Raw genomic sequence first — 20413 nt, 5'->3', positions numbered from 1 at the left:
GCCCGCCGCGGCCGGCGCGCCGGTCCTGCCGCAGGCGAACGCCTTGCCGCCGGTGTCGGAAGACACCGCGCTCGCGCCCGAAGCGTGGTTCGACCGCATCCGCGCGCGCCGCGCCGCCGGCGACGCCGCGGGCGCGCGGGAGAGCCTGGCCCGGCTACGCGCCGCCCATCCCGACGCGGCCGTCCCCGACGACCTCGCCGACCTGCGCTGATGGCGGGGGAAACGCTGCAGGGCCCGGCCAGCTTCACGCTCGAGGCCCGCAAGAGCCGATTCATCGCACGCGCCGCGCCGGTGGAGACGCCGGAGCAGGCCCTGGCCTGGCTGCGCGACATCGCCGACCCGCAGGCCACGCACAATTGCTGGGCCTACCGCATCGGCGCCGCCTACCGCTCCAGCGACGACGGCGAACCGGGCGGCAGCGCCGGCCGGCCGATCCTGGCCGCGATCGAAGGCCAGGGCGTGGACCAGGTGATGGTGGTGGTGACGCGCTGGTACGGCGGCACCAACCTCGGCGTCGGCGGCCTGGTGCGCGCCTACGGCGGCGCCGCCGCGGAGTGCCTGCGCACCGCGCCGCGGCGACCGCTGGTGGACTGGTGCGAAGCCACGGTCGAGGCCGACTTCGCGCTGGCCGGCCCGCTGCACGGCCTGCTCGACGCCGTCGGGGCCCGCAAGCTCGGGGAAACCTTCGACGAACACGGCCTGCACTTGCGTTTGCGCCTTCCCGCCTCCAGTTTTGAAGGCCTGGCCGACCGGCTGCGCGACCTCAGCCGGGGCGCCGCGCGCCTGAGGCGCCTCGAGACCCCCGACGCATGACCGAGACCCCGACGCCGCGCCCGCCGCTGAACTCCCTGCGCGGCCTGCTGCCCTTCCTGCGCCCGCACCGGCCGCTGCTGCTGTGCTGGCTGGTGGCGCTGGCGCTGAGTTCGAGCGCCACGCTGATGCTGCCGGTGGCGGTGAAGTACATGATCGACCAGGGCTTCGTCGCCGGCAGTTCGGTCGACCGCTGGTTCGCGCTGCTGTTCGCGGTGGCGGTGCTGCTGGCGCTGGCCACGGCGGCGCGCTTCTACTTCGTGTCGCTGCTGGGCGAGCGCGTGATCGCCGACCTGCGGCGCACGCTTTACGGCCACCTGCTGTCGCTGGACCAGGCCTTCTTCGAGCGCACGCGCACGGGCGAGCTGCTGTCGCGGCTGTCGGCCGACACCGAGCTGCTGCGCAGCGTGGTGGCCTCGAGCATGTCGGTGGCGCTGCGCAGCGGCATCACCGTGCTGGGAAGTGCGCTGATGCTCGCGGTCACCAGCCCGCGGCTGGCGCTGTTCGCCCTGCTCGGCATCCCGCTGGTGATCCTGCCGATGGTGGTGTCGGGCCGGCGCGTGCGCGGCGTGGCCAAGGACAGCCAGGACCGGGTCGCCGACGCCAACGCCCGCGCCGGCGAGACCCTGGGCGCGATGCACACGGTGCAGAGCTACGCCCGCGAGGACTACGAGCGCGAGCGCTTCTCCGGCGCGGTGCAGGTGGCGCTGGGCACCGCCCGCAAGCGCATCCGGCTGCAGGCGATGCTGACCGCGGTGGTGATCGTGCTGGTGTTCGGCTCGATCACCGCGGTGCTGTGGATCGGCGCGCAGGACGTGGTGGCCGGCAGCATGACGCCGGGCACGCTGGGGCAATTCGTGCTGTATGCGCTGCTGGGCGCGGGGTCGGTCGGCGCCCTCACCGAAGTCTGGGCCGAGGTGCAGCGCGCCGCCGGCGGCATGACCCGCATCAACGAGCTGCTGCAGGAACGTTCGGTGCTGTCGCTGCCTGCCCACCCGGCCGGATTGCCGACGCCGGTGCGCGGGGAAATCCGACTCGAGGGCGTGCGCTTCCACTATCCCACCCGCCCCGACGTGGCCGCGCTGGATGACTTCAGTCTGTCGGTCGCGCCCGGCGAAACCGTCGCGCTGGTCGGCCCCTCCGGCGCCGGCAAGAGCACGGTGCTGCAGCTGCTGCTGCGCTTCCACGACCCCGAGGCCGGCCACATCCTTCTCGACGGCCACGACCTGCGCACGCTCGAGCCCGCCTCGCTGCGCCGGCACGTGGCCCTGGTGCCTCAGGACCCGATGATCTTCGGCGCCAGCGCGCGCGAGAACATCCGCTACGGCCGGCTCGAGGCCAGCGACGCCGAGATCGAGGCCGCCGCCCGCAGCGCCGAGGCCCACGACTTCCTGGCCGCGCTGCCGCAGGGCTACGACAGCGAACTCGGCGAACGCGGCGCGCGCCTCTCCGGCGGCCAGCAGCAGCGGCTGGCGATCGCGCGGGCGCTGCTCAAGGACGCGCCCATCCTGCTGCTCGACGAAGCCACCAGCGCGCTCGACTCGCAGAGCGAGCACGCGGTCCAGCAGGCGCTCGAGCGGCTGATGCAGGGCCGCACCACGCTGGTCATCGCGCACCGCCTCGCCACGGTGCTCAAGGCCGACCGCATCATCGTCATGGACCAGGGCCGCATCGTCGCCCAAGGCACGCACGCCGAACTCCTGGCCCAGGGCGGCCTCTACGCCGAACTCGCCCGCCTCCAGTTCGACCACTAGTTTCCCGGCTGTGGGAAGGGCGTTTTTGACGCGGATTTACGCGGATGAACGCGGATAAAGCAAACGAAAGCAGGATTGGTCCTTCGCCGGATTATCCAGCCGGCGAAGACCCAATTTCGACTTTGCTTTATCCGCGTTCATCCGCGTAAATCCGCGTCCAACGCTCCAATAAAGAAGAGCCCCGCAAAAGCGGGGCCCCGGGTTTCGAATCGAAGCCGCCTCAGGCGGGGGCGACGTTGGCGGCTTGCGCGCCCTTCGGGCCCTGGACGACTTCGAAACTGACGCGCTGGCCTTCCTGGAGCGAACGGAAGCCCTTGGATGCGATCGCCGAGTAATGCACGAACACATCCGCGCTGCCGTCCTCCGGAGCGATGAAGCCAAACCCCTTGGCGTCGTTGAACCACTTCACGGTGCCGAAACTCATGCGCTTTCCTTCCCTCGAGTGCGGTTGGTCGAACGTGCCCCGGCGCCTTCCCCGGGCCGTCGCACGGGCCGAGTATGCAAAAGGGGAATTCGACTGACAATCACCCCAGCAGCGCGTCGAACAGCCCCGGCAGGCCGGCGCTGGCGGCCTCGACGTGGGCCAGCACCTCGGCCAGCGTGATCTCGGCGTCGCCGCTGCAGCCGGCGGCCCAGTTGGCCACCACCGTCAGGCAGGCATAGTCGAGGCCGAGCTCGCGGGCCAGTCCGGCCTCGGGCATGCCGGTCATGCCGACCAGGTCGCAGCCGTCGCGGCGCATGCGGGCGATCTCGGCCTTGGTCTCCAGGCGCGGGCCCTGGGTGGCGCCGTAGCAGCCGCCATCCACCACCGCCACGCCGGCACGGGCGGCCGCGGCCAGCACCTCGGCGCGCAGCGAAGGCGTGTAGGGGTCGCCGAAATCGACGTGCAGCACCTCGCCGCCCTCGCCGTCCCAGATGCTCGAGGCGCGGCCCCAGGTGTAGTCGATCAGTTGGTCGGGCAGCGCCAGCACGCGCGGGCCGAAGCGCTCGGTGATGCCGCCGACGGTGTTGATGGCGAGCACGCGGGTGGCGCCGAGCTGCCTGAGCTGCCAGAGGTTGGCGCGGTAGTTCACCCGGTGCGGCGGCAGCGAATGGCCCTCGCCGTGGCGGGCCAGGAAGGCCACGCGGCGGCCGCGGATGGTGCCGACCCGCACGGGACCCGAAGGCTTGCCGAACGGCGTGTCGCCTTCGATGGCCTCGGCATCCTGCAGGCTGGCGAGGCGGTAGACGCCGGTGCCGCCGATCACGGCCAGGTCGATCGCGGCCATGTCAGTTCCCCAGCGCGTAGATCGCGGGCAGGTTGCGGCCCTGCTCGTGGTAGTCCATGCCGTAGCCGTAGACGTAGCGGTCGGGCACTTCCAGCGCGACGTAGTCGGCGGCGATGCCCTCGACGCAGCGGTCGTGCTGCTTCACGGCCAGCACGGCGACGCGCACTTCCCGCGCGCCCTGGTCCTCGCACCACTGCTTGACCGCCTTGAGCGTGTGGCCCTCGTCCAGGATGTCGTCGGCCAGCAGCACGCGGCGGCCGCGCAGCGGCGTGGCCGGGCGGTGCAGCCAGGCCAGGCCCGAGCCGGTGGTGGCGCCGCGGTAGCGCGAGGCGTGCAGGTAATCGAACTCGAGGTCGGTCTTCATCGCCATCGCCAGCTGCGCGGCGAACGGCAGGCCGCCGTGCATAATGGTGAGGTAAACCGGGCGCTCGCCGTCGGCGTAGTCGGCGTCGATCTTGGCGGCGATGCGGATGATCTCGCGCTCGATGCGTTCGCGGTCGAACAGCAGGTCGGAACCGGCCACGGCCTCGGCCAGGGACGTCACCATGTCAGGCCACTCCTTCGGGATGGGCCGTGATGCGGCCGCGGGCCTCATCGTAGCGCGCATCGGCCAGCAGGCCGTCCCAGCCGCCGGCGCCACGGCCCAGCAGCGAGCTGATGCCCAGCGTGTCGGAGGCCGGGCGCGTGTCCATCGCCTTGAGCGAATCCTCGACCAGGGCCGGGGCGCAGACCAGCACGATGTCGCAGCCGGCGTCGAGGTGGGCGTCGATGCGCGACTTCACGCCACCGGCCGATTCGGCCGCGGCCATGCCGATGTCGTCGGAAAAGACCACGCCGCGGAAGCCCATGTCGCGGCGCAGGATGTCCCTGATCCAGCGCGGCGAGTAGCCGGCGGGCTCGGGCGCGACCGCAGGGTACTTCACGTGCGCCATCATCACCGCGTCGGCGCCGGCGTCGATGCCGGCGACGAAGGGCAGCAGGTCCTCGGCCTGGAGCGTTTCCAGCGGGCGCGGGTCGACCGCGTCGTCGAAATGCGTGTCCTCGAGCACCGAGCCGTGGCCCGGGAAATGCTTGAGCGTCGCGGCCATGCCGGCCTCGTGCATGCCGGCCACGTAGGCGCGGGTGAACTCGGCGACGATGGCGGGATCGGCATGGAAGGCGCGGTTGCCGATCGCCAGGTTGCCGCGGCCCAGATCGACCACGGGCGCGAAGCTCAGGTCCACGCCGGTGGCGCGGATCTCGCTGGCCATCAGCCAGGCGTGGTCCTTGGCCAGCCGCAGCGCGGCCTTGGGGTCACGGGCGTACAGATGGCCGTAGCCGTCGAGCGAGGGCAGCGGATGGTAGCCGTCGCGGAAGCGCTGCACGCGGCCGCCTTCCTGGTCCACGCACAGCAGCTGCGGGCGCGGGGCCGCTTCGCGGATGGCGGCCGAGAGCTCGGCCACCTGCGCGCGCGAGGCGAAGTTGCGGGTGAACAGGATCACGCCCGCCACCGCGTCATGCTGCAGCCACTCGCGCTCGCGGGCGTCGAGTTCGTGGCCGCTGATTCCGATCACCAGCATCAGTGCTGCTCCTGTGCGCTCCAGCGCGAATACGGGCGCTCGGCGAGCGCCAGGTTGTAGTAGCGGAGTTCCTCGGTGACTTCCTGGCCCAGCCACTCCGGGCGCGGATAGGCCTGCCCGGCGGACTCCAGTTCCAGCTCGGCCACGACCAGGCCGGCGTTGTCGCCGCGAAATTCATCGACCTCGAAGGTGTGGCCTTCGACCTCGACGTAGTGCCGCACCTTGTCGATGCGGCCGCCCACGCACAGCGCCAGCAGCGCCTCGGCGTCGGCCACCGGCACCGGGTAGTCGAACTCCTGCCGGGTGGTGCCCAGCTCGCGCGACTTGAGGTTCAGGAAGGCCTGCTCGCCGGCGATGCGCACGCGCACCGAGGCGTTCTGCCGGCCCTCGCGCAGCGCCGCCATGTCGTTGATGTAGCCCTGGGCGATGCGTACCGAGCGCACGGCCTGCGCGCGCCAGCCCTCGCCCAGCACCCGGAACTTGCGCTCGATCTCGATGCCCATGGGTTTCCTATTTCTCGAACAGCGCGATGGATTCGACGTGCGCCGTCTGCGGGAACATGTCCATCGCACCGGCGGCCTTGAGCGTATAGCCGCGCTCGCGCACCAGGAAGCCGGCGTCGCGCGCCAGCGAGCCCGGGTGGCAGCTGACGTAGACGATGCGGCGGATGCCCTTGAGCGGCAGCTGCGCCAGCACCTCGGCGGCGCCGGCGCGCGGCGGGTCGAGCAGCAGCTTGTCGAAGCCGGCCTTCATCCAGGGCTCGGCCGCGAGATCCTTAGCCAGGTCGGCGGCATGGAACTCGACGTTGGCCAGGCCGTTCTTCGCGGCGTTGGCGCGCGCGCGCGCCACCAGGCCGGCGTCGCCCTCCACGCCCACCACCTGCCCCGCCCGCTTCGCGAGCGGCAGGGTGAAGTTGCCCAGCCCGCAGAACAAATCGAGCACGCGGTCGCCCGGCTGCGGGTCGAGCAGGTCCAGCGCAGAGGCGATCATCTTGTCGTTCAGGCCGGCGTTGACCTGGATGAAGTCGAGCGGGCGGAAATCCAGCGACAGGCCATAGCCGGGGATGGCGAAGGACAACGGCACCTGTTCGGGCCACAGCGCCTTCACCGTATCCACGCCGCCGGGCTGCAAGAACACCGCGAAGCCGGTCTCCTTGGCGAACGCCACCAGCCGGGCCAGGTCGGCCTCGGACAGCGGCTCGAGGTGGCGGAACACCAGGGCCACCGCCTCGTCGCCGGCGATGAACTCGATCTGCGGCAGGGTGCGACGGCCGTCGAGGCTCTCCACCAGCGCGGAAATCTCGGGGATGCGCAGGCCGATGGACGGCACCACGGTGTGGCAGACCGACAGGTCGGCGACGAAGCGCGGGTTGGTTTCGCGGAAGCCGACCACGACCTTGCCCTTCTTCTCGACGAAGCGCACCGAGAAGCGCCCCTTGCGGCGGTAGCCCCAGGCGGCGTCGGTGAGCGGCGGCAGCACGGTGCCCGGCTCGACGTGGCCGATGCGGCGCAGGTTGTCGGTCAGCACGCGCTGCTTGGCGGTGATCTGCTGCGATTCCTCGAGGTGCTGCAGCACGCAGCCGGCGCAGGTGCCGAAATGCGGGCAGCGCGGCTCGACGCGTTCGGGCGCCGGCTTGAGCACCTCCAGCGTGCGGCACTCGTCGAAGTGGCGGTTGCGGCCGGTCTGCTCGACCCGGACGGTCTCCCCCGGCAGCGCGCCGGACACGAACACGGCCTTGCCTTCGCGGCGACCCACGCCGCGGCCGTCATGGCTGAAGTCGGTGACGTCGATTTCGAAGACCTGGTGCAGCTTGGAGCGGGAACGAGCCACGGCGGGACCAAACGGAAACGGGGCGCGGATTGTCGCAAATCCGCGCCCCGCTTGCTGGTTCCGGCGGCCCGGCGCTGCGCGCCGGGTTCGGGCCTGAAGGCCCTCATACAGGGTTATTTCTGCTTCCAGGCGCCGTCGGCGGCCTGGTACCACCAGCCGGCGCGGGCGCTGGCGACCCACTGCCTGGCGAAGGTCTCGCGGATCTGGCCTTCCCACTCCGGGTGGTTGTTGGCCACGGCGATCTCCCGGTACACCGCGTCGCGGTCGCGGTTCTCGTCGGCCACCAGCTGGTTGACCGCCACGCGGTCCTTCAGGCCCACCTGGGTGGCGTCGCGCAGCACCACGCGGCCGTCCTTGCCGAAGCCAAGCGCGCCGGAGTCGAAGTGCGGCTTCAGGCTGGACTGGAAGCGTTCCTCCATCCGCGACTGGATCGCCTGGATCGCCGGCGTGCGGATCGTGATGTCGGCCTGCTGGGCGTGGGCGGAGGAAATGAACAGCGACGCGAAGTCGAAGCCCTCGCGCGCCGGGGCATGGAAGGACTGCGGGTTCTCGCCCTGCGCGGCGTCCTCGCCCAGCACCTTCTCGACGAATTCCTCGGCCGCCTGCTGCGCCTCGGCCGCCGGGAAGTAGACGTTGATGGTGACGCAGGCGCCCAGCGCCAGCACGCCGAAGGCGAGCAGCGAGGTGAACAGGTAACGCGACTTCGACTGGCCCATGACGCTCTCCGTATTCTTGGGTGACCGGCTATTGGATGACCGGGGTTTGGCCTTCGGTGGCCGCCTCGAGGCGGTCCAGCAAGGTCGGCCAGTCGACCTGCCGGCGGAAGCCCACCACCTGGATGCGCGGCAGGCCGGAACCTTCCACGATGGTATAGCCATCGCCGGCTGAACCGACACCGTCCATCGCGCAAACGTTGTCGCGCAGCCGGCAGGCCAGCCCGATGCGGGCGTAGCCGAAGTCGTCGAACAGCTTCAGCACCTGCGTCTGCAGCCCGGCGACCAGGCCGGCGCCACCGACCTTGGAGATGTCCTCGACCGCGCGCTGGCTGATGCGCCGGCGTCCCTTCCAGGCCTCGTCGGTCATCAGCCGGGCATCGAAGGCCACCGGCGACCAGTCGACCATGCGCAGGCCGGCGATGCGGCCGTCGAGCCGCCCGGTGATGCTGCCGAAGCCGAACGCCGCGGTCATCGGCTCCATGTCGATGTCCTCGATGGCGATGTCGGCCGAGAGCGTGGGCGCGACGCCGAAGGGTCGCTCCATTTCCAGCGAGGACAGCGCCACGCGGCCGCCGAACACGTCCATCGCCAGGCCGCCGTCGAGCGTGAGCCGGTTGTCCTCGTAGCGCGCCGACGGGATGCGCCCGCCGAGCGTGCCGGTGAAGGGCGGCCAGCCCAGGCGCTGCGACAGGCTGCCGAGGTCGAGCGCGTCCAGCGTCAGCCCGAGCTGGAAGCGCGTGCCCCGGGCCTCGGTGGGCGCCTGCCAGCGCAGGTCGTCGAGCGACACCTGCCCGCCCAGCGCGGCGATGCGCGCCCCCTCGCGCAGCTTCAGTTCGCCGCCCGCGCTGCGGAAGGCCAGCCGCGCCGGGCCCAGGCCGATGCCGTAGAGCGCGCCGCCGTCGAGCCGCAGCGCGCTGTCCTCGGCGGCGGCGTCCCGGGTCCAGTGCAGGTCGCCGGCGAGCCCGGCCAGGGTGAAGCGCTGGCGTGGGTCGACCGCATTGACGCCCGAAAGCCCCAGCGCCATCGACTGCGCGCGGCCGTCCTGCAGCGCGAGCCGGGCCGTGGCGCGGCCCGAGAGCAGCAGGTCTGCGAATCCCGCGGGCGCGAGGAAGCCGCTGAGGTAGCGATCACGGGCCACGGCGAGATCGCCCAGCGTGAGATCCATCGCCAGGTCGCGCACGCTGGCGTCGGCGGCCAGCTGCGCACGGCCACTGGCCTGCAGCACGTCGCCGTCGCGCCAGGAGAACTGCGGGAGCTGCCAGCCGGCGCCGTCCCGCTGCTCCGCCCGTACCGCCACGTCCACCGGCGTGTCCGGCAGCGTGGCGTACAGCCCCTGCGCGAGGAACTCGCCGCCGCGTGCGCGCAGGTCCACCGCGACCTGCTGGCGGCCGCCCTGCTCGCGATAATCGAGCGCCAGCGTGGCCTGCAGCCCCGCGGCTGCCAGCCAGCCGTCGGGCGTCTCCAGCCCGATGTCCGCCAGCGCCAGCTCGGCATCGACCCGGAAGGGCCCGGCTTCGGGCACGGCGATGTCGATCCGGCCACCCAGTTCGCCGGCGGTCCACTGCCCGTCGCTCCAGAGCCCGGCGAGGAATTCGCCAAGCCAGTCGACCGGGATCCGCGCCAGCTGGAGCCGGTGGCGATCGGGCGCGGCGGCGATCGACTCGTAGGAAATCCGACGGGCGCCCAGCGCGAGTTCGGCGCGGGTGCCTGCCGGGGAAAGCTCGATCGCGAGCGGATGCAGCGCGCCTCCGGCCACCTGCAGCGGCCCGTCGCAGGCCCAGCGACCGGCGTCGTCGCGCACCAGCGGGCAGCGCCAGGCGAGGTCCCGGCCGCGGTAGCCGAGCAGCGGCATTTCCGCGCTTTCCACGCGCATTTCCAGCGCGCCGGCCGCCTCGCCCTCGGCCCAGTCCAGCACCAGGTCCACGCCCTCGAGCGTCGCGACCTCGCTGCGCACGGCGTCCACCTGCACGCGCAGCACCTTCGCCTGCGCCGCCGGGACGGCCAGCAGCAGCACGAGGAGGAACATCTTGCCGAGCGTGGCGGGTCGCCGCATGCTGCCAGCATAGTGGTTTTGCACGACGCGATTACACGGGAAACCCGATGAACCCCCGCCTGCTGCTGGTCGAGGACGATGCCGTCACCGCCGCCTTCCTCGCGCAGGCGCTGGCGACGCTGCCGGTGCGGCTGGCGCTCGCGTCGGACCTGGCGCAGGCCCGGTCGCTGGCGGACGGCGGCGAGGCGCTGTGGCTGTTCGATGCCCACCTGCCCGATGGCCGGGGCGATGAGCTGCTCGGCTCGCTGCGCGCCCGCGGTTGGCGCGTTCCGGCGCTGGCCCTGACCGCCGAGGACGATCCGGCCGCGCTGGCGCGACTGCAGGCGGCCGGCTTCGTGGCCGTGCTCGCCAAGCCGATCGGCGCGGCCGCGCTGCGGGCGGCGGTGACCGCGGCCATGGCGACCGGGATGCCCGGCCCACGCCCGGCTCCCTCCCCCGCGCCGTCGTCCGCGCGCGCTGCCTGGGACGATGCGGCGGCGCTGTCGGCGCTCGGTGGCGAGCCGGATGCGGTGCGCGCGCTTCGACGGCTGTTCCTGCAGGAGCTTCCCGGGCAGGCCGGCACCATCGCCGCGGCCTGGTCCGCCCGCGACGAAGCGCGCCTGCGCGAACACCTGCACCGGCTCAAGGCCAGCTGCGCCTTCGTGGGCGCCGCCGGCCTGCTCGACGCCGCGCGCGCCCTGCACGCCGCGCCCGCGGACGCCGGCGCGCACGCGCGTTTCCAGGCCGATGCCGCCGCGATCCTGTCCGGCGCGGCCGCTCAGTCCTGACCCAGGCGCGCCAACTCCGACAGCAAGCCCCAGGACTTCAGCTTCTGCGGGCCCAGGTGCACCTGCAGCACGCCGCGCAGTGCGCTGCGCAGCTCCGCCAACTGTTCGGCCGGCGGCAGCCGGTCCGCGGCGAGGGCCAGCAGTGCCGCGCCGCTGGTGGAGCCGGCGTCGTGCGCGCGGTCGCGCACCGGCCCGCGCTCGGCGTCGAGCCGGTAGCGCGCGGCCGGGTCGATGCGTTCGCCATCCTCGGATTCGTCGAGCGGCAGGCCGTAACCCAGCAACTCCAGCAAGTCGCGCTCGAAGCGGCGCAGGGTCCAGGCCAGCGGACCGGGGCCCGCGAGCTCGGCGCGCAGCTCGCCGTAGCGCGCATAAAGGTCGGGCGCCGGGTCCTGCCGCGGCAGCAGCCGAAGGACCAATTCGTTGACGTAGAACGCGGCCATCAGGGCATCGCCCTGCAGCGCGGCGCCGGCGTCCAGCGCCTCGGCCTGCACCAGCCGCGCCAGCTCGCCGCGCGGCAGGAAGTCGGCGCGGATGGACTGCAGCGGCTGCAGCGCGGCGCGCAGCGGGTGCCGCTTGGCGCCCTGCACGCCGCGCGCGACCACGGCGACGCGGCCATGGTCGCGGGTCAGCAGTTCGACGATCAGGCTGGTCTCGCGCCAGGCCCGCGCATGCAGCACGAAGGCGGGCTGGGCCCGGACCTGCATGTCAGTCGCTGTAGCCGAACCGCCGCAGCGCGGCCTCGTCGTCCGACCAGCCCTCGCGCACGCGGCACCAGGTCTCGAGGAAGACCTTGCGGCCGAACAGCTGCTCCATGCCGTGGCGGGCGCTGGTGCTGATCGCCTTCATGCGCTCGCCGCCCTTGCCGATCACGATCGGCTTCTGCCCTTCGCGTTCGACCCAGACCACGGCCGCGATCCGCAGCATCTCGCCATCGAGCTCGAACTTCTCGATCTCGACGGTGGCCGAGTACGGCAGCTCGTCGCCCAGGCGCAGCATCAGCTGCTCGCGCACCAGCTCGCCGGCGAGGAAGCGTTCGCTGCGGTCGGTGATCTCGTCCTCGTCGTGCATCGGCGGCGCTTCCGGCACGTGCGCAAGCAGCGTCTTGACCAGGCCGTCGAGGCCGCGCTTCTTCAGCGCGGACAGCGGATAGACCGCGCTGAAATCCCGGCCCGCCGTGACCTCGGCGATGAAGGGCAGCAGCGCGCCCTTGTCGTTGATCTTGTCGACCTTGTTGATGACCAGCAGGCAGGGCACGCCGGCCTCGTACAGCGCCTTGTAGGCCAGCGCGTCGTCGTCGGTCCAGCGGCCGGCCTCGATCACCAGCATCGCCGCGTCCACGCCCTCGACGGCGCCGCGGGCGGCGCGGTTCATCATGCGGTTCATGGCGCGCTTCTGCTGGCCATGGATGCCCGGGGTATCGACCAGCAGCAGCTGCCCCTCGGGGAAGGTGGCGATGCCGAGCATGCGGTGGCGGGTGGTCTGCGGCCGCGGCGAGACGATGCTGACCTTGGCGCCGACCATGGCATTGACCAGGGTGGACTTGCCGACGTTGGGCCGGCCGATCACGGCGATGGTGCCGGCGCGGTGCGGCGCCGGGTCGGTGGGGGCTTCGGTGTTCACTTGGTCTCCAGTCGCGCCAGCACGCGCTCGGCGGCGAGTTGTTCGGCAGCCCGCAGCGCCGGGCCTTCGGCCTGCTCGGCCAGCTCGGGATCGGTGGTTTCGCAGCTGACCACGAAGACGCGGGCATGGTCGTCGCCGCGGGTCTCGAGCAGGCGGTAGGCCGGGCGCGGCAGCTGCCGGCCCTGCAGCCATTCCTGAAGTCGGGTCTTGGGATCCTTCTCGGCCTTGCCGGTCGGCAGGGCCTCGATCAGGGGTTCGAACCAGGGCATCACCGCGGCGCGGCAGGCATCGAAGCCGGCGTCGAGGTGGATCGCGGCGACGACCGCTTCGAGCGCATCGGCCAGGATCGAGTCGCGGCGGTGCCCGCCGCTCTTGAGTTCACCCGGGCCGAGTTCGATGCGGTCGCCCAGCTGCAGCTCGCGGGCGATGCCGGCCAGGGCGGATTCCCGCACCAGGGCGGCGCGCGCGCGGGTCAGGGTGCCCTCGTCGGCCTTGGGCCAGCGGGCGTGCAGGGCCTCGGCGACGATCAGGTTGACCAGCGCGTCGCCGAGGAACTCCAGGCGTTCGTTGTTCGGCGCCCCGGCGCTGCGGTGCCTGAGGGCCTGCTGCAGCAGTTCGGGGTGGCGAAAGGCGTGTTGGAGCCGATCAGCCACCCGAGCCCGTACCGGTGAGGTCGGCCACGTGCTCGAACTTGCCGACCACGTCGAGGTTGAACATGAGGGGCTTGCGCACTTCGTAGGCGACCTTGATCTGCATGCCGCGGCCCTGCGCCGCACGCTCGATCTTGACGTCCTGGCGCTCCACCGACTCGACGTAGGCGATGCCGAACCGGCGGTCGAGCTCGGCCCAGGCCTGCGCCGTGGTCTTGTTGGCCGAGTTCGGCTCGGCAGCGTAGGCATTCACCGCCGCCTTCATGTTGTGGAACTCGGTGTACATCGGGAACAGCTTCATGGCGACCAGGGCGAAGAAGCCCACGACGACCAGGACCATGACGAAACTCATCAACGTGATGCCTTGCTGCTTGCGTACCATGGTCCTGTCCCCTGGGTGGTGGCCGTTCAGCGGATGGTATCGCCAATCCGGGTGTAGTCAAACGCCTCGTTGCAGAACCAGCCCGAGCAGTTGAGCCAGACCAGGAAGGCCTTGCCGACCAGGTTCTGCTCCGGCACGAAACCCCAGTAGCGGCTGTCCTCGCTCTGGTCCCGGTTGTCGCCCATCACGAAGAAGTGGCCGGCCGGCACCACCCACTGGTTCTCGATGCGCGGGTCGCTCCAGCGGTTGTTCTCGAGGCTCGCGTGGCGGACGGGCGACTGGCCGTCCTGGCCCGGCAGCTCGACCTCGAACTGGCTGGCGCCGGTCATGGACCGGCCCTGGCCGCGGCCGATGTAGACGCCGGTCTCGCGCTTGGCGACGGCCACGTCGTTCACGTAAAGCACCTGGTCCTTGAACGCGATCCGGTCGCCCGGCAGGCCAACCACGCGCTTGATGTAATCGGTGCCGGCCTTGGTGTCGCCGGGGCCGAAGCCCGGGTAGCGGAACACCACCACGTCGCCGCGCGCCGGCTGGCCCAGCGGCACGACCTTGGTATTGGCCACCGGCAGCCGCAGGCCGTAGGTGAACTTGTTGACCAGGATGAAGTCGCCCACCAGCAGGGTCGGCATCATCGAGCTGGACGGGATCCGGAAGGGCTCGGCGACAAAGCTGCGCAGGCCCAGCACCAGGAAGATGATGGGGAACAGGGACTTCGCGTACTCGACCACGATCGGGTCGGCCACGTCCTCGCCTTCGGCCTGCATCAGCTTGCGCTTGCGCGCGAACAGCAGGGAATCGAGGAGCCAGACCAGGCCGGTGAGCGCGGCCAGCGTGGTGAGGATCAGGGCAAGGTCGATTTTCACGCGTCGGGGGTCCTCGCGGCGGGGGCCGCTTACTTGTTGTCGGTCTGCAGCACGGCGAGGAAGGCTTCCTGCGGGATATCCACCCGCCCGACCTGCTTCATGCGCTTCTTGCCTTCTTTCTGCTTCTCGAGGAGCTTCTTCTTGCGGGTGGCGTCGCCGCCGTAGCACTTGGCCAGCACGTTCTTGCGCATCGCCTTGACCGTCGAGCGGGCGATGATCTGCGAACCGATGGCGGCCTGGATCGCCACGTCGAACATCTGCCGCGGGATCAGCTCGCGCATCTTCTCGCAGACCTCGCGGCCGCGGCGGTCGGCGTGGCTGCGGTGGACGATGGACGACAGCGCATCGACCTTGTCGCCGTTGATCAGCGTGTCGATGAGCACGAACGGGCCGGCCTCGAAGCGCTCGAAGTGGTAGTCGAGCGAGGCATAGCCGCGCGAGACCGACTTGAGCTTGTCGAAGAAGTCCAGCACCACTTCGGCCATCGGCAGCTCGTAGCTCACCTGCACCTGCGAGGCCATGTAGTTGATGCCGACCTGGCGGCCGCGCTTCTCCTCGCACAGCTTGATCACGTTGCCCACGTAGTCGGGCGGCGTGAGGATGTTGGCGCGGATGATGGGTTCGCGGATTTCCTGGATCTTGGTCACGTGCGGCAGCTTGGACGGGTTGTCCAGCGGCATCGTGCTGCCGTCCACCAGCAGCACCTCGTACACCACGGTGGGCGCGGTGGTGATGAGGTTGAGGTCGTACTCGCGCTCCAGCCGCTCCTGCACGATCTCCATGTGCAGCATGCCCAGGAAGCCGCAGCGGAAGCCGAAGCCCATGGCCTCCGAGCTCTCGGGCTCGAAGCGCAGCGCGGCGTCGTTCAGGCGCAGCTTCTCCAGCGCCTCGCGCAGCGACGGGTAGTCCTCGGCGTCCACCGGGAACAGGCCGGCGAACACGCGCGGCTGCATTTCCTGGAAGCCCGGCAGCGGGCCCGGCGCCGGGTCGTTGGCCAGGGTCAGGGTGTCGCCCACGGGCGCGCCGTGCACGTCCTTGATCGAGGCGTTGATCCAGCCCACTTCGCCGGCGCCCAGCCTCGGCAGGTCCTTGCGCTTGGGCGTGAACACGCCGACCTTGTCGACGAGGTGGGTGCGGCCGGTGGACATCACCAGCATCTTGTCGCCGGGCTTGAGCTCGCCCTGCATCACCCGCACCAGCGAGACCACGCCCAGGTAGTTGTCGAACCACGAGTCGATGATCAGCGCCTGCAGCTTGTCGGTGTCGCGCGGCTTCGGCGGCGGGATGCGCTGCACGATCGCCTCGAGCACGTCCACCACGTTCAGGCCGGTCTTGGCGCTGATGGCGACGGCGTCCTCGGCGTCGATGCCGATCACGGCCTCGATCTCGGCCTTGACCTTGGGGATGTCGGCGGTGGGCAGGTCGATCTTGTTGATCACCGGCACCACTTCCAGGCCCTGCTCGACCGCGGTGTAGCAGTTGGCCACCGACTGCGCCTCGACGCCCTGGGCGGCGTCCACCACCAGCAGCGCGCCCTCGCAGGCGGCCAGCGAGCGGCTGACCTCGTAGCTGAAGTCGACGTGGCCCGGCGTGTCGATGAAGTTGAGCTGGTAGGTGACGCCGTCCTTCGCGGTGTACGGCAGCGACACGGACTGCGCCTTGATGGTGATGCCGCGCTCGCGCTCGATCGGGTTCGAGTCGAGCACCTGCGCCTCCATCTCGCGCGCCTGGAGGCCGCCACAGATCTGGATGATGCGGTCGGCAAGCGTGGACTTGCCGTGGTCCACGTGGGCGATGATGGAGAAATTGCGGATGTGCTGCATGCGGGGGACGGCTGCCGGTCGGTGGCGGTAAACGGCGGATTATCGCACAGCCCCCGGGGCCTGGCCCGCCGCGGGGGCGGGCCGGCCCGGCCCACGGGCTCAGCGCAGCGTGAAGGTCACGAAGCCGGTGCTGCGCGCGTTGCGCACCAGCAGCCGGACTTCGTCGCCGGAGCCGAGGTCCTTCACGGCGGCCTCGAAGTCGGCCACCGAGCCGATGTCGGCGCGACCCACCTGCAGGATCACGTCGCCCGGCGCCAGCCCGGCCTGGCGCGCGGCCAGCCCGGCCACCCGGCCGACCAGCACGCCCTCGCCCGCCCGCAGGCCCAGCGCGGACCGGGCCGAGGCATCGAGCTCCTCGACCACGACGCCCAGCGCATTGCCGGCCGCCGGGGCCGGGGCGGCGCCCTGCCCCGACGGGGCCGGAGGCGCCGCGGCGGTGTCCAGCGCCGCCAGGGTCACGACCAGGTCCAGCGGCTTGCCGTCGCGCATCAGGGTCACGCTGGCGCGGCTGCCCGGGGGCATGGCGCCCACCATCGGCGGCAGCTCGGCCGAGCGGCCGATCTCGCGGCCGTTGAAGCGGGTGATGACGTCACCCGGGCGGATGCCGGCGCGGGCGGCGGCGCTGCCGTTCTCGACCGAATCGACGAAGGCGCCGACCGGCCGGTCGAGGCCGAACTCGGCCAGGCGCTCGCGGTCCACGTCCTGGATGCGCACGCCCAGCTGGCCGCGCACCACCTTGCCGGTGTCGCGCAGCTGGCGCACCGCGTTCATCGCCACCTCGATCGGGATCGCGAAACTCACGCCCATGTAGCCGCCGGAGTTCGAGAAGATCTGCGAGTTGATGCCGACCACCTCGCCGCGGGTGTTGAGCAGCGGTCCGCCGGAATTACCGCGGTTGATGGCCACGTCGGTCTGGATGAAGGGCACGTACTGCTGGCTGGGATCGAGCGAACGGCGGCCGACGCCGCTGACGATGCCGGCCGTGACCGAATGCTCGAAGCCGAAGGGCGAGCCGATCGCCAGCACCCACTGGCCGGCCTTGAGGCCGCGCGAGTCGCCGATCTTCAGCACCGGCAGGCCGCGGCCGTCGACCTTGAGCAGGGCCACGTCGGACAGCGGATCGCTGCCGACCAGTTCGGCCTTGAGCTCGTTGCGGTCGTTTAGGCGCACGACGATGTCGGTCGCGCCTTCGACCACGTGGTGGTTGGTGAGCACGTAGCCGTCGGCCGAGATGATGAAGCCCGACCCCTGCGACACGCCGCCGCGCGGGCCCTGGCCCGGGCGACCCGGCAGGCCGGGCTGGCCGAAGAAGCGCCGGAAGAACTCGGGCATGTCCTCGGGCATCGGCGGCGCACCCTCGGCCGCGGCGTCCTCTTCGTCGCGGGCCTCGCCGCCGCCGATGGTGGCTTCGATATTGACCACGGCCGGGCCGGTGCGCTCCACCAGCCGGGTGAAGTCGGGCAATTGCACCAGCGGGGCCGGCTCGGGCGCGGCGGGCGCCTGCGCCTGGGCGTAGCCAAGCGGCAGCAGCAGGGCGAAGGCGAGGACATGGCGGTACGACAGGCTCATGGGCAATCACTCTTGCAGGGGTTGGGGGTGGCGCCGGCGGCAGGCAGCAGCCGCGGCGCGGGCAAGTGGCGCTTGGAGGCGCGCACCGCCAGGAAAGTTCCCGCCAGCAGGCCGGCGAGGGTCAGGCCATCGCGCGCATCCGGCCAGGCGGCACCGATGGCGTGGCCCGCGAAGGCGCCGGCCAGCAGGCCCAGCAGCGCGCGGCCGTAGCCGAGCCACGCGGCGCGGCGCAGGGCCTGGTCGTCGAGCGCGAGGCGGTAGCGCTCGCCGGCGCGCGCGCAGGCGCCGTTCGCGCCCTCGAGCACGAACTCGCCGGCATCGGTGGTGGCGAACAGGTTGCAGCGGCCGGCGCAGCCGCCTTCGCAGCCCGCGCACTGGTCGCCGAGCAGGCGCAGGCGGAGCCGGCCGTCCGCCGCGGCGATGACTTCGACCTCGCGCTCAGCCATCGGCATCGACCGCGCGCACGGTGCGCGCCAGGTGAGCGACGGTGCCGGCCGGCACCTTGCCGATGGCCAGCACGTGCCAGCCCGAGGACTGGAAGGCCTGCGCATGCACCGCGCCCTGCCGGGTGGCGGTGGCGGCGCGACGGTCGGGATCGGCGCGCTCGACGTACACCGACACGCTGGCCAGCCCGTCGCTGTAGAGCAGCTGCAGCCCGGAGGCGTCGCGCCGCGCCGAGCGCAAGGTGAAGCCGGGCGGCGGCGACGGCACGCGCCAGTCCGGCGCGACCGCGCGCGAGGCGGCGAGCGGGGCCAGCGCAACCAGGCCACGGTCGGTGGAGGGTTCGAGGTCTTCGTCGCGCGGGCGGCGGCCAATCGCCAGTTCGGTGAACGCGACATGCTCGACCGCGGCGCCCTGCGCATCCACGAGGTCCACGCGCAGCGGCAGGCCGGTCTTGCGTTCAAGCCACAGCCGGTAGCCGTAGCGCCAGCGGTCGGTGGCCAGGATGTCGATGCGCTGGGCCGCATGGCCCGCGATGCGGTCGCTGCCGGCCAGCTGCACGCGATAGCCCGTCAGGTCGCCCGCCGCCGACAGCGCAAGCGCCGGGCTCCAGCCGCCGTGCGCCGTGACTTCGAAGGCCAGGGGGCCCGCGCCACCGCCCAGGCACATCACCTGGCGGCCATCGCGGATGACTTCGCGCGGGGCGCCGCCCAGCGCGACCAGGCGCTCGCGTTCGCGATCCCCGTCGCGGCGGTGGAACAGGCGGACCGTTTCCACGCGGCCGCCGGCGACGTGCACCAGGGTGCCCTGGTAATCGAGGCCGCGCAGTGCCGGCTCGATCCGCGCCAGCCAGTCGCCGGCGCCCACCGCGGCTTGCAGCGGCGCGGCCAGCGCCAGCAGCAGGACCAGCCAGGCCGGCTTCACTCGCGGCGATCCTCCGGCGCGGACGAGGCCTCGCCTTCCTGCGTGACCACGTCCACGTAGGGCAGGAAACCGCCGACGCCATCGCCGGCCGCCAGCGCGTTGTGGCGCACGAGGTAGGCCTGCAGCGAACGCTCGTCGGCCACGACCGGCGAGCGCGGCCAGGCCTTGCCCGCCGTGGGGCTGGTGAGCGGGAAATCACGCACCGACGGCAGCGGCGACGAGGGCGCGGACGCCACCGGCGCGAACTCGGGCAGGGACGCGGACGGCGTCGCGGGCAAGGCGGACGTCGCGGCGAACGAGGGCGTCGCGGCGGGTGCCGCCGCCCCGGCCAGGTCGGCCGCCGGCGGCAGGCCTGGGCCGGCATCGGTGGCCAGCATGTTCGGCAGCAGGGCCACCATTAGCACGGCCGCCGCCGCGCTGGCGAACCAGGGCCAGCGGGCGCGCGCCGGTGCCGCCGGACCGAGGCCGGCCTGCACCCGTTCGGCGAACGCCGCGGGCATCAGCCGCACCGGCTGGCCGCGCAGGCAGGCCGAGGCCAGCTGCCAGCGTTCGAACCGGGCGCGCAGGGCCGGGTCGTTGTCCAGGCGCCGCTGCAGGAAGCGGGCCTCGTCGGCCGGCAGTTCGCCGTCCAGCCAGGCGCTGAGCTGTTCCTTCAGGCGGTCGTCGATGTCGGTCATGGGCGCACTCGTTCGCGGTCCATCAGGGGTCGCAGGGTTTGGTCGATCGCCTCGCGGGCGCGGAAGATGCGCGAGCGCACCGTCCCGATCGGGCATTGCATGAGCTGCGCGATTTCCTCGTAGCTCAGGCCGTCCACCTCGCGCAGGGTGATGGCCTGGCGCAGTTCCTCGGGCAGGCCGGCCACGGTGTCGGTGACGGCCTGCTCGATCTCGCCGCGCAGCAGCTGGTGTTCCGGGGTGTCGTGGTCGTGCAGGCGGCCGCCGCCGGAGAGGTGCTCGGCGTCCTCGGCCGCGATGTCGGCGGTCGGGGGGCGGCGCTTGCTGGCGACTAGGTGGTTCTTGGCGGTGTTCACGGCGATCCGGTAGAGCCAGGTATAGAACTGGGCATCGCCACGGAAGTTCGGCAGCGCCCGGTAGGCGCGGATGAACGCATCCTGGGTGATGTCCTGGGCCTCGGCGTGATCGGGCACGAAGCGGTACACCACGGCGCCGATCCGGTGCTGGTACTTGCGCACCAGCAGGTCGAAGGCCGAGTTGTCGCCGCCCTGCACACGCTTGACGAGGACCAGGTCCAGTTCGTTGTCGCCCATCCGGGCCGCTGCTCCTGCGGCCATCCGGGCCGCTCCATGGACATCCGCCGCCGGGGAAAGTTCCCGCCGGCACGAAACCGGCGTTGACCCCCCGGGGTCCTGCCGGGATGATACGAC

General features: G+C 71.8%; 23 protein-coding genes. 4 read left to right on the top strand and 19 right to left on the bottom strand.

The window, feature by feature from the left end:
- From N787_RS03080 to N787_RS03070, 3 genes are all read left to right on the top strand, one after another.
- Positions 1-211: hypothetical protein (locus N787_RS03080; protein WP_034210694.1), on the top strand; the 211-nt coding region annotated here is incomplete at its 5' end.
- Positions 211-813: an IMPACT family protein gene (locus tag N787_RS03075; protein ID WP_034210693.1), complete on the top strand. Its 603-nt coding sequence runs from the start codon at positions 211-213 to the stop codon at positions 811-813. The genes N787_RS03080 and N787_RS03075, both read left to right, overlap by 1 nt.
- Positions 810-2564: an ABC transporter transmembrane domain-containing protein gene (locus N787_RS03070; protein ID WP_034210691.1), complete on the top strand. Its 1755-nt coding sequence runs from the start codon at positions 810-812 to the stop codon at positions 2562-2564. The genes N787_RS03075 and N787_RS03070 overlap by 4 nt, the downstream gene beginning before the upstream one ends.
- A 220-nt stretch (positions 2565-2784) precedes the next feature.
- Here N787_RS03070 and N787_RS03065 read toward each other — a convergent pair whose 3' ends face one another.
- The 8 genes from N787_RS03065 to N787_RS14210 form a co-directional block, all read right to left on the bottom strand.
- Entirely contained in the window at positions 2785-2988 is a 204-nt protein-coding gene (locus tag N787_RS03065) for a cold-shock protein (protein ID WP_034210690.1), read from the bottom strand.
- A gap of 100 nt (positions 2989-3088) precedes the next feature.
- Positions 3089-3832, bottom strand: coding sequence for an S-methyl-5'-thioinosine phosphorylase (locus tag N787_RS03060; RefSeq protein WP_034210689.1), 744 nt, complete (start codon positions 3830-3832; stop codon positions 3089-3091).
- A gap of 1 nt (position 3833) precedes the next feature.
- Complete coding sequence (locus N787_RS03055) at positions 3834-4379, bottom strand: hypoxanthine-guanine phosphoribosyltransferase (RefSeq protein WP_034210687.1); 546 nt, start codon at positions 4377-4379, stop codon at positions 3834-3836.
- 1 nt (position 4380) lies between these two features.
- Entirely contained in the window at positions 4381-5391 is a 1011-nt protein-coding gene (nagZ, locus tag N787_RS03050; protein WP_034210686.1) for a beta-N-acetylhexosaminidase, read from the bottom strand.
- Positions 5391-5894, bottom strand: coding sequence for a CYTH domain-containing protein (locus N787_RS03045; RefSeq protein WP_034210685.1), 504 nt, complete (start codon positions 5892-5894; stop codon positions 5391-5393). Before N787_RS03045 ends, nagZ begins: the two co-directional genes overlap by 1 nt.
- A 7-nt stretch (positions 5895-5901) precedes the next feature.
- A complete protein-coding gene (gene rlmD / locus N787_RS03040; RefSeq protein WP_034210684.1) occupies positions 5902-7221 on the bottom strand; it encodes a 23S rRNA (uracil(1939)-C(5))-methyltransferase RlmD in 1320 nt (439 codons plus the stop codon).
- A gap of 113 nt (positions 7222-7334) precedes the next feature.
- Complete coding sequence (locus N787_RS03035; protein ID WP_052575073.1) at positions 7335-7937, bottom strand: YdbL family probable chaperone protein; 603 nt, start codon at positions 7935-7937, stop codon at positions 7335-7337.
- Between the two features lie 28 nt (positions 7938-7965).
- Entirely contained in the window at positions 7966-9990 is a 2025-nt protein-coding gene (locus N787_RS14210) for a translocation/assembly module TamB domain-containing protein (protein WP_052575072.1), read from the bottom strand.
- Between the two features lie 47 nt (positions 9991-10037).
- Here N787_RS14210 and N787_RS03025 point away from each other — a divergent pair, with 47 nt between their 5' ends.
- A complete protein-coding gene (locus N787_RS03025) occupies positions 10038-10757 on the top strand; it encodes a response regulator (RefSeq protein ID WP_034210682.1) in 720 nt (239 codons plus the stop codon).
- Here N787_RS03025 and recO read toward each other — a convergent pair.
- From recO to rpoE, 11 genes are all read right to left on the bottom strand, one after another.
- On the bottom strand, positions 10748-11461 hold the full coding sequence (recO, locus tag N787_RS03020; protein WP_034210681.1) for a DNA repair protein RecO: 714 nt from the start codon (positions 11459-11461) through the stop codon (positions 10748-10750). The genes N787_RS03025 and recO overlap by 10 nt on opposite strands.
- A gap of 1 nt (position 11462) precedes the next feature.
- Positions 11463-12377, bottom strand: coding sequence for a GTPase Era (era, locus tag N787_RS03015; RefSeq protein ID WP_034210680.1), 915 nt, complete (start codon positions 12375-12377; stop codon positions 11463-11465).
- The gene (gene rnc / locus N787_RS03010; protein WP_034210678.1) at positions 12374-13030 is read right to left on the bottom strand and encodes a ribonuclease III; all 657 of its coding nucleotides are present in this window, start codon (positions 13028-13030) and stop codon (positions 12374-12376) included. Before rnc ends, era begins: the two co-directional genes overlap by 4 nt.
- On the bottom strand, positions 13023-13367 hold the full coding sequence (locus N787_RS03005) for a DUF4845 domain-containing protein (RefSeq protein WP_245593946.1): 345 nt from the start codon (positions 13365-13367) through the stop codon (positions 13023-13025). Before N787_RS03005 ends, rnc begins: the two co-directional genes overlap by 8 nt.
- Positions 13368-13435: 68 nt before the next feature.
- A complete protein-coding gene (gene lepB / locus N787_RS03000) occupies positions 13436-14272 on the bottom strand; it encodes a signal peptidase I (RefSeq protein WP_034210675.1) in 837 nt (278 codons plus the stop codon).
- Positions 14273-14301: 29 nt separating this feature from the next.
- The gene (gene lepA / locus N787_RS02995; protein ID WP_034210674.1) at positions 14302-16095 is read right to left on the bottom strand and encodes a translation elongation factor 4; all 1794 of its coding nucleotides are present in this window, start codon (positions 16093-16095) and stop codon (positions 14302-14304) included.
- 99 nt (positions 16096-16194) lie between these two features.
- Positions 16195-17664, bottom strand: coding sequence for a Do family serine endopeptidase (locus N787_RS02990; protein WP_034210672.1), 1470 nt, complete (start codon positions 17662-17664; stop codon positions 16195-16197).
- On the bottom strand, positions 17661-18110 hold the full coding sequence (locus tag N787_RS02985) for a SoxR reducing system RseC family protein (protein WP_034210671.1): 450 nt from the start codon (positions 18108-18110) through the stop codon (positions 17661-17663). Before N787_RS02985 ends, N787_RS02990 begins: the two co-directional genes overlap by 4 nt.
- Positions 18103-19029 carry a MucB/RseB C-terminal domain-containing protein gene (locus N787_RS02980; RefSeq protein WP_034210670.1) on the bottom strand — a complete coding sequence of 309 codons (927 nt, stop codon included), beginning with the start codon at positions 19027-19029 and terminating at the stop codon, positions 18103-18105. The genes N787_RS02985 and N787_RS02980 overlap by 8 nt, the downstream gene beginning before the upstream one ends.
- Positions 19026-19706, bottom strand: a complete 681-nt coding sequence (locus N787_RS14205; protein WP_052575071.1) for a sigma-E factor negative regulatory protein — start codon at positions 19704-19706, stop codon at positions 19026-19028. The genes N787_RS02980 and N787_RS14205 overlap by 4 nt, the downstream gene beginning before the upstream one ends.
- Positions 19703-20296, bottom strand: a complete 594-nt coding sequence (rpoE, locus tag N787_RS02970) for an RNA polymerase sigma factor RpoE (protein WP_084590598.1) — start codon at positions 20294-20296, stop codon at positions 19703-19705. The genes N787_RS14205 and rpoE overlap by 4 nt, the downstream gene beginning before the upstream one ends.
- Positions 20297-20413 lie beyond the last annotated feature (117 nt).

It is taken from the genome of Arenimonas metalli CF5-1, assembly GCF_000747155.1.
Lineage (GTDB): Bacteria > Pseudomonadota > Gammaproteobacteria > Xanthomonadales > Xanthomonadaceae > Arenimonas > Arenimonas metalli.
This window is presented reverse-complemented; position numbering and strand designations above follow the sequence as displayed.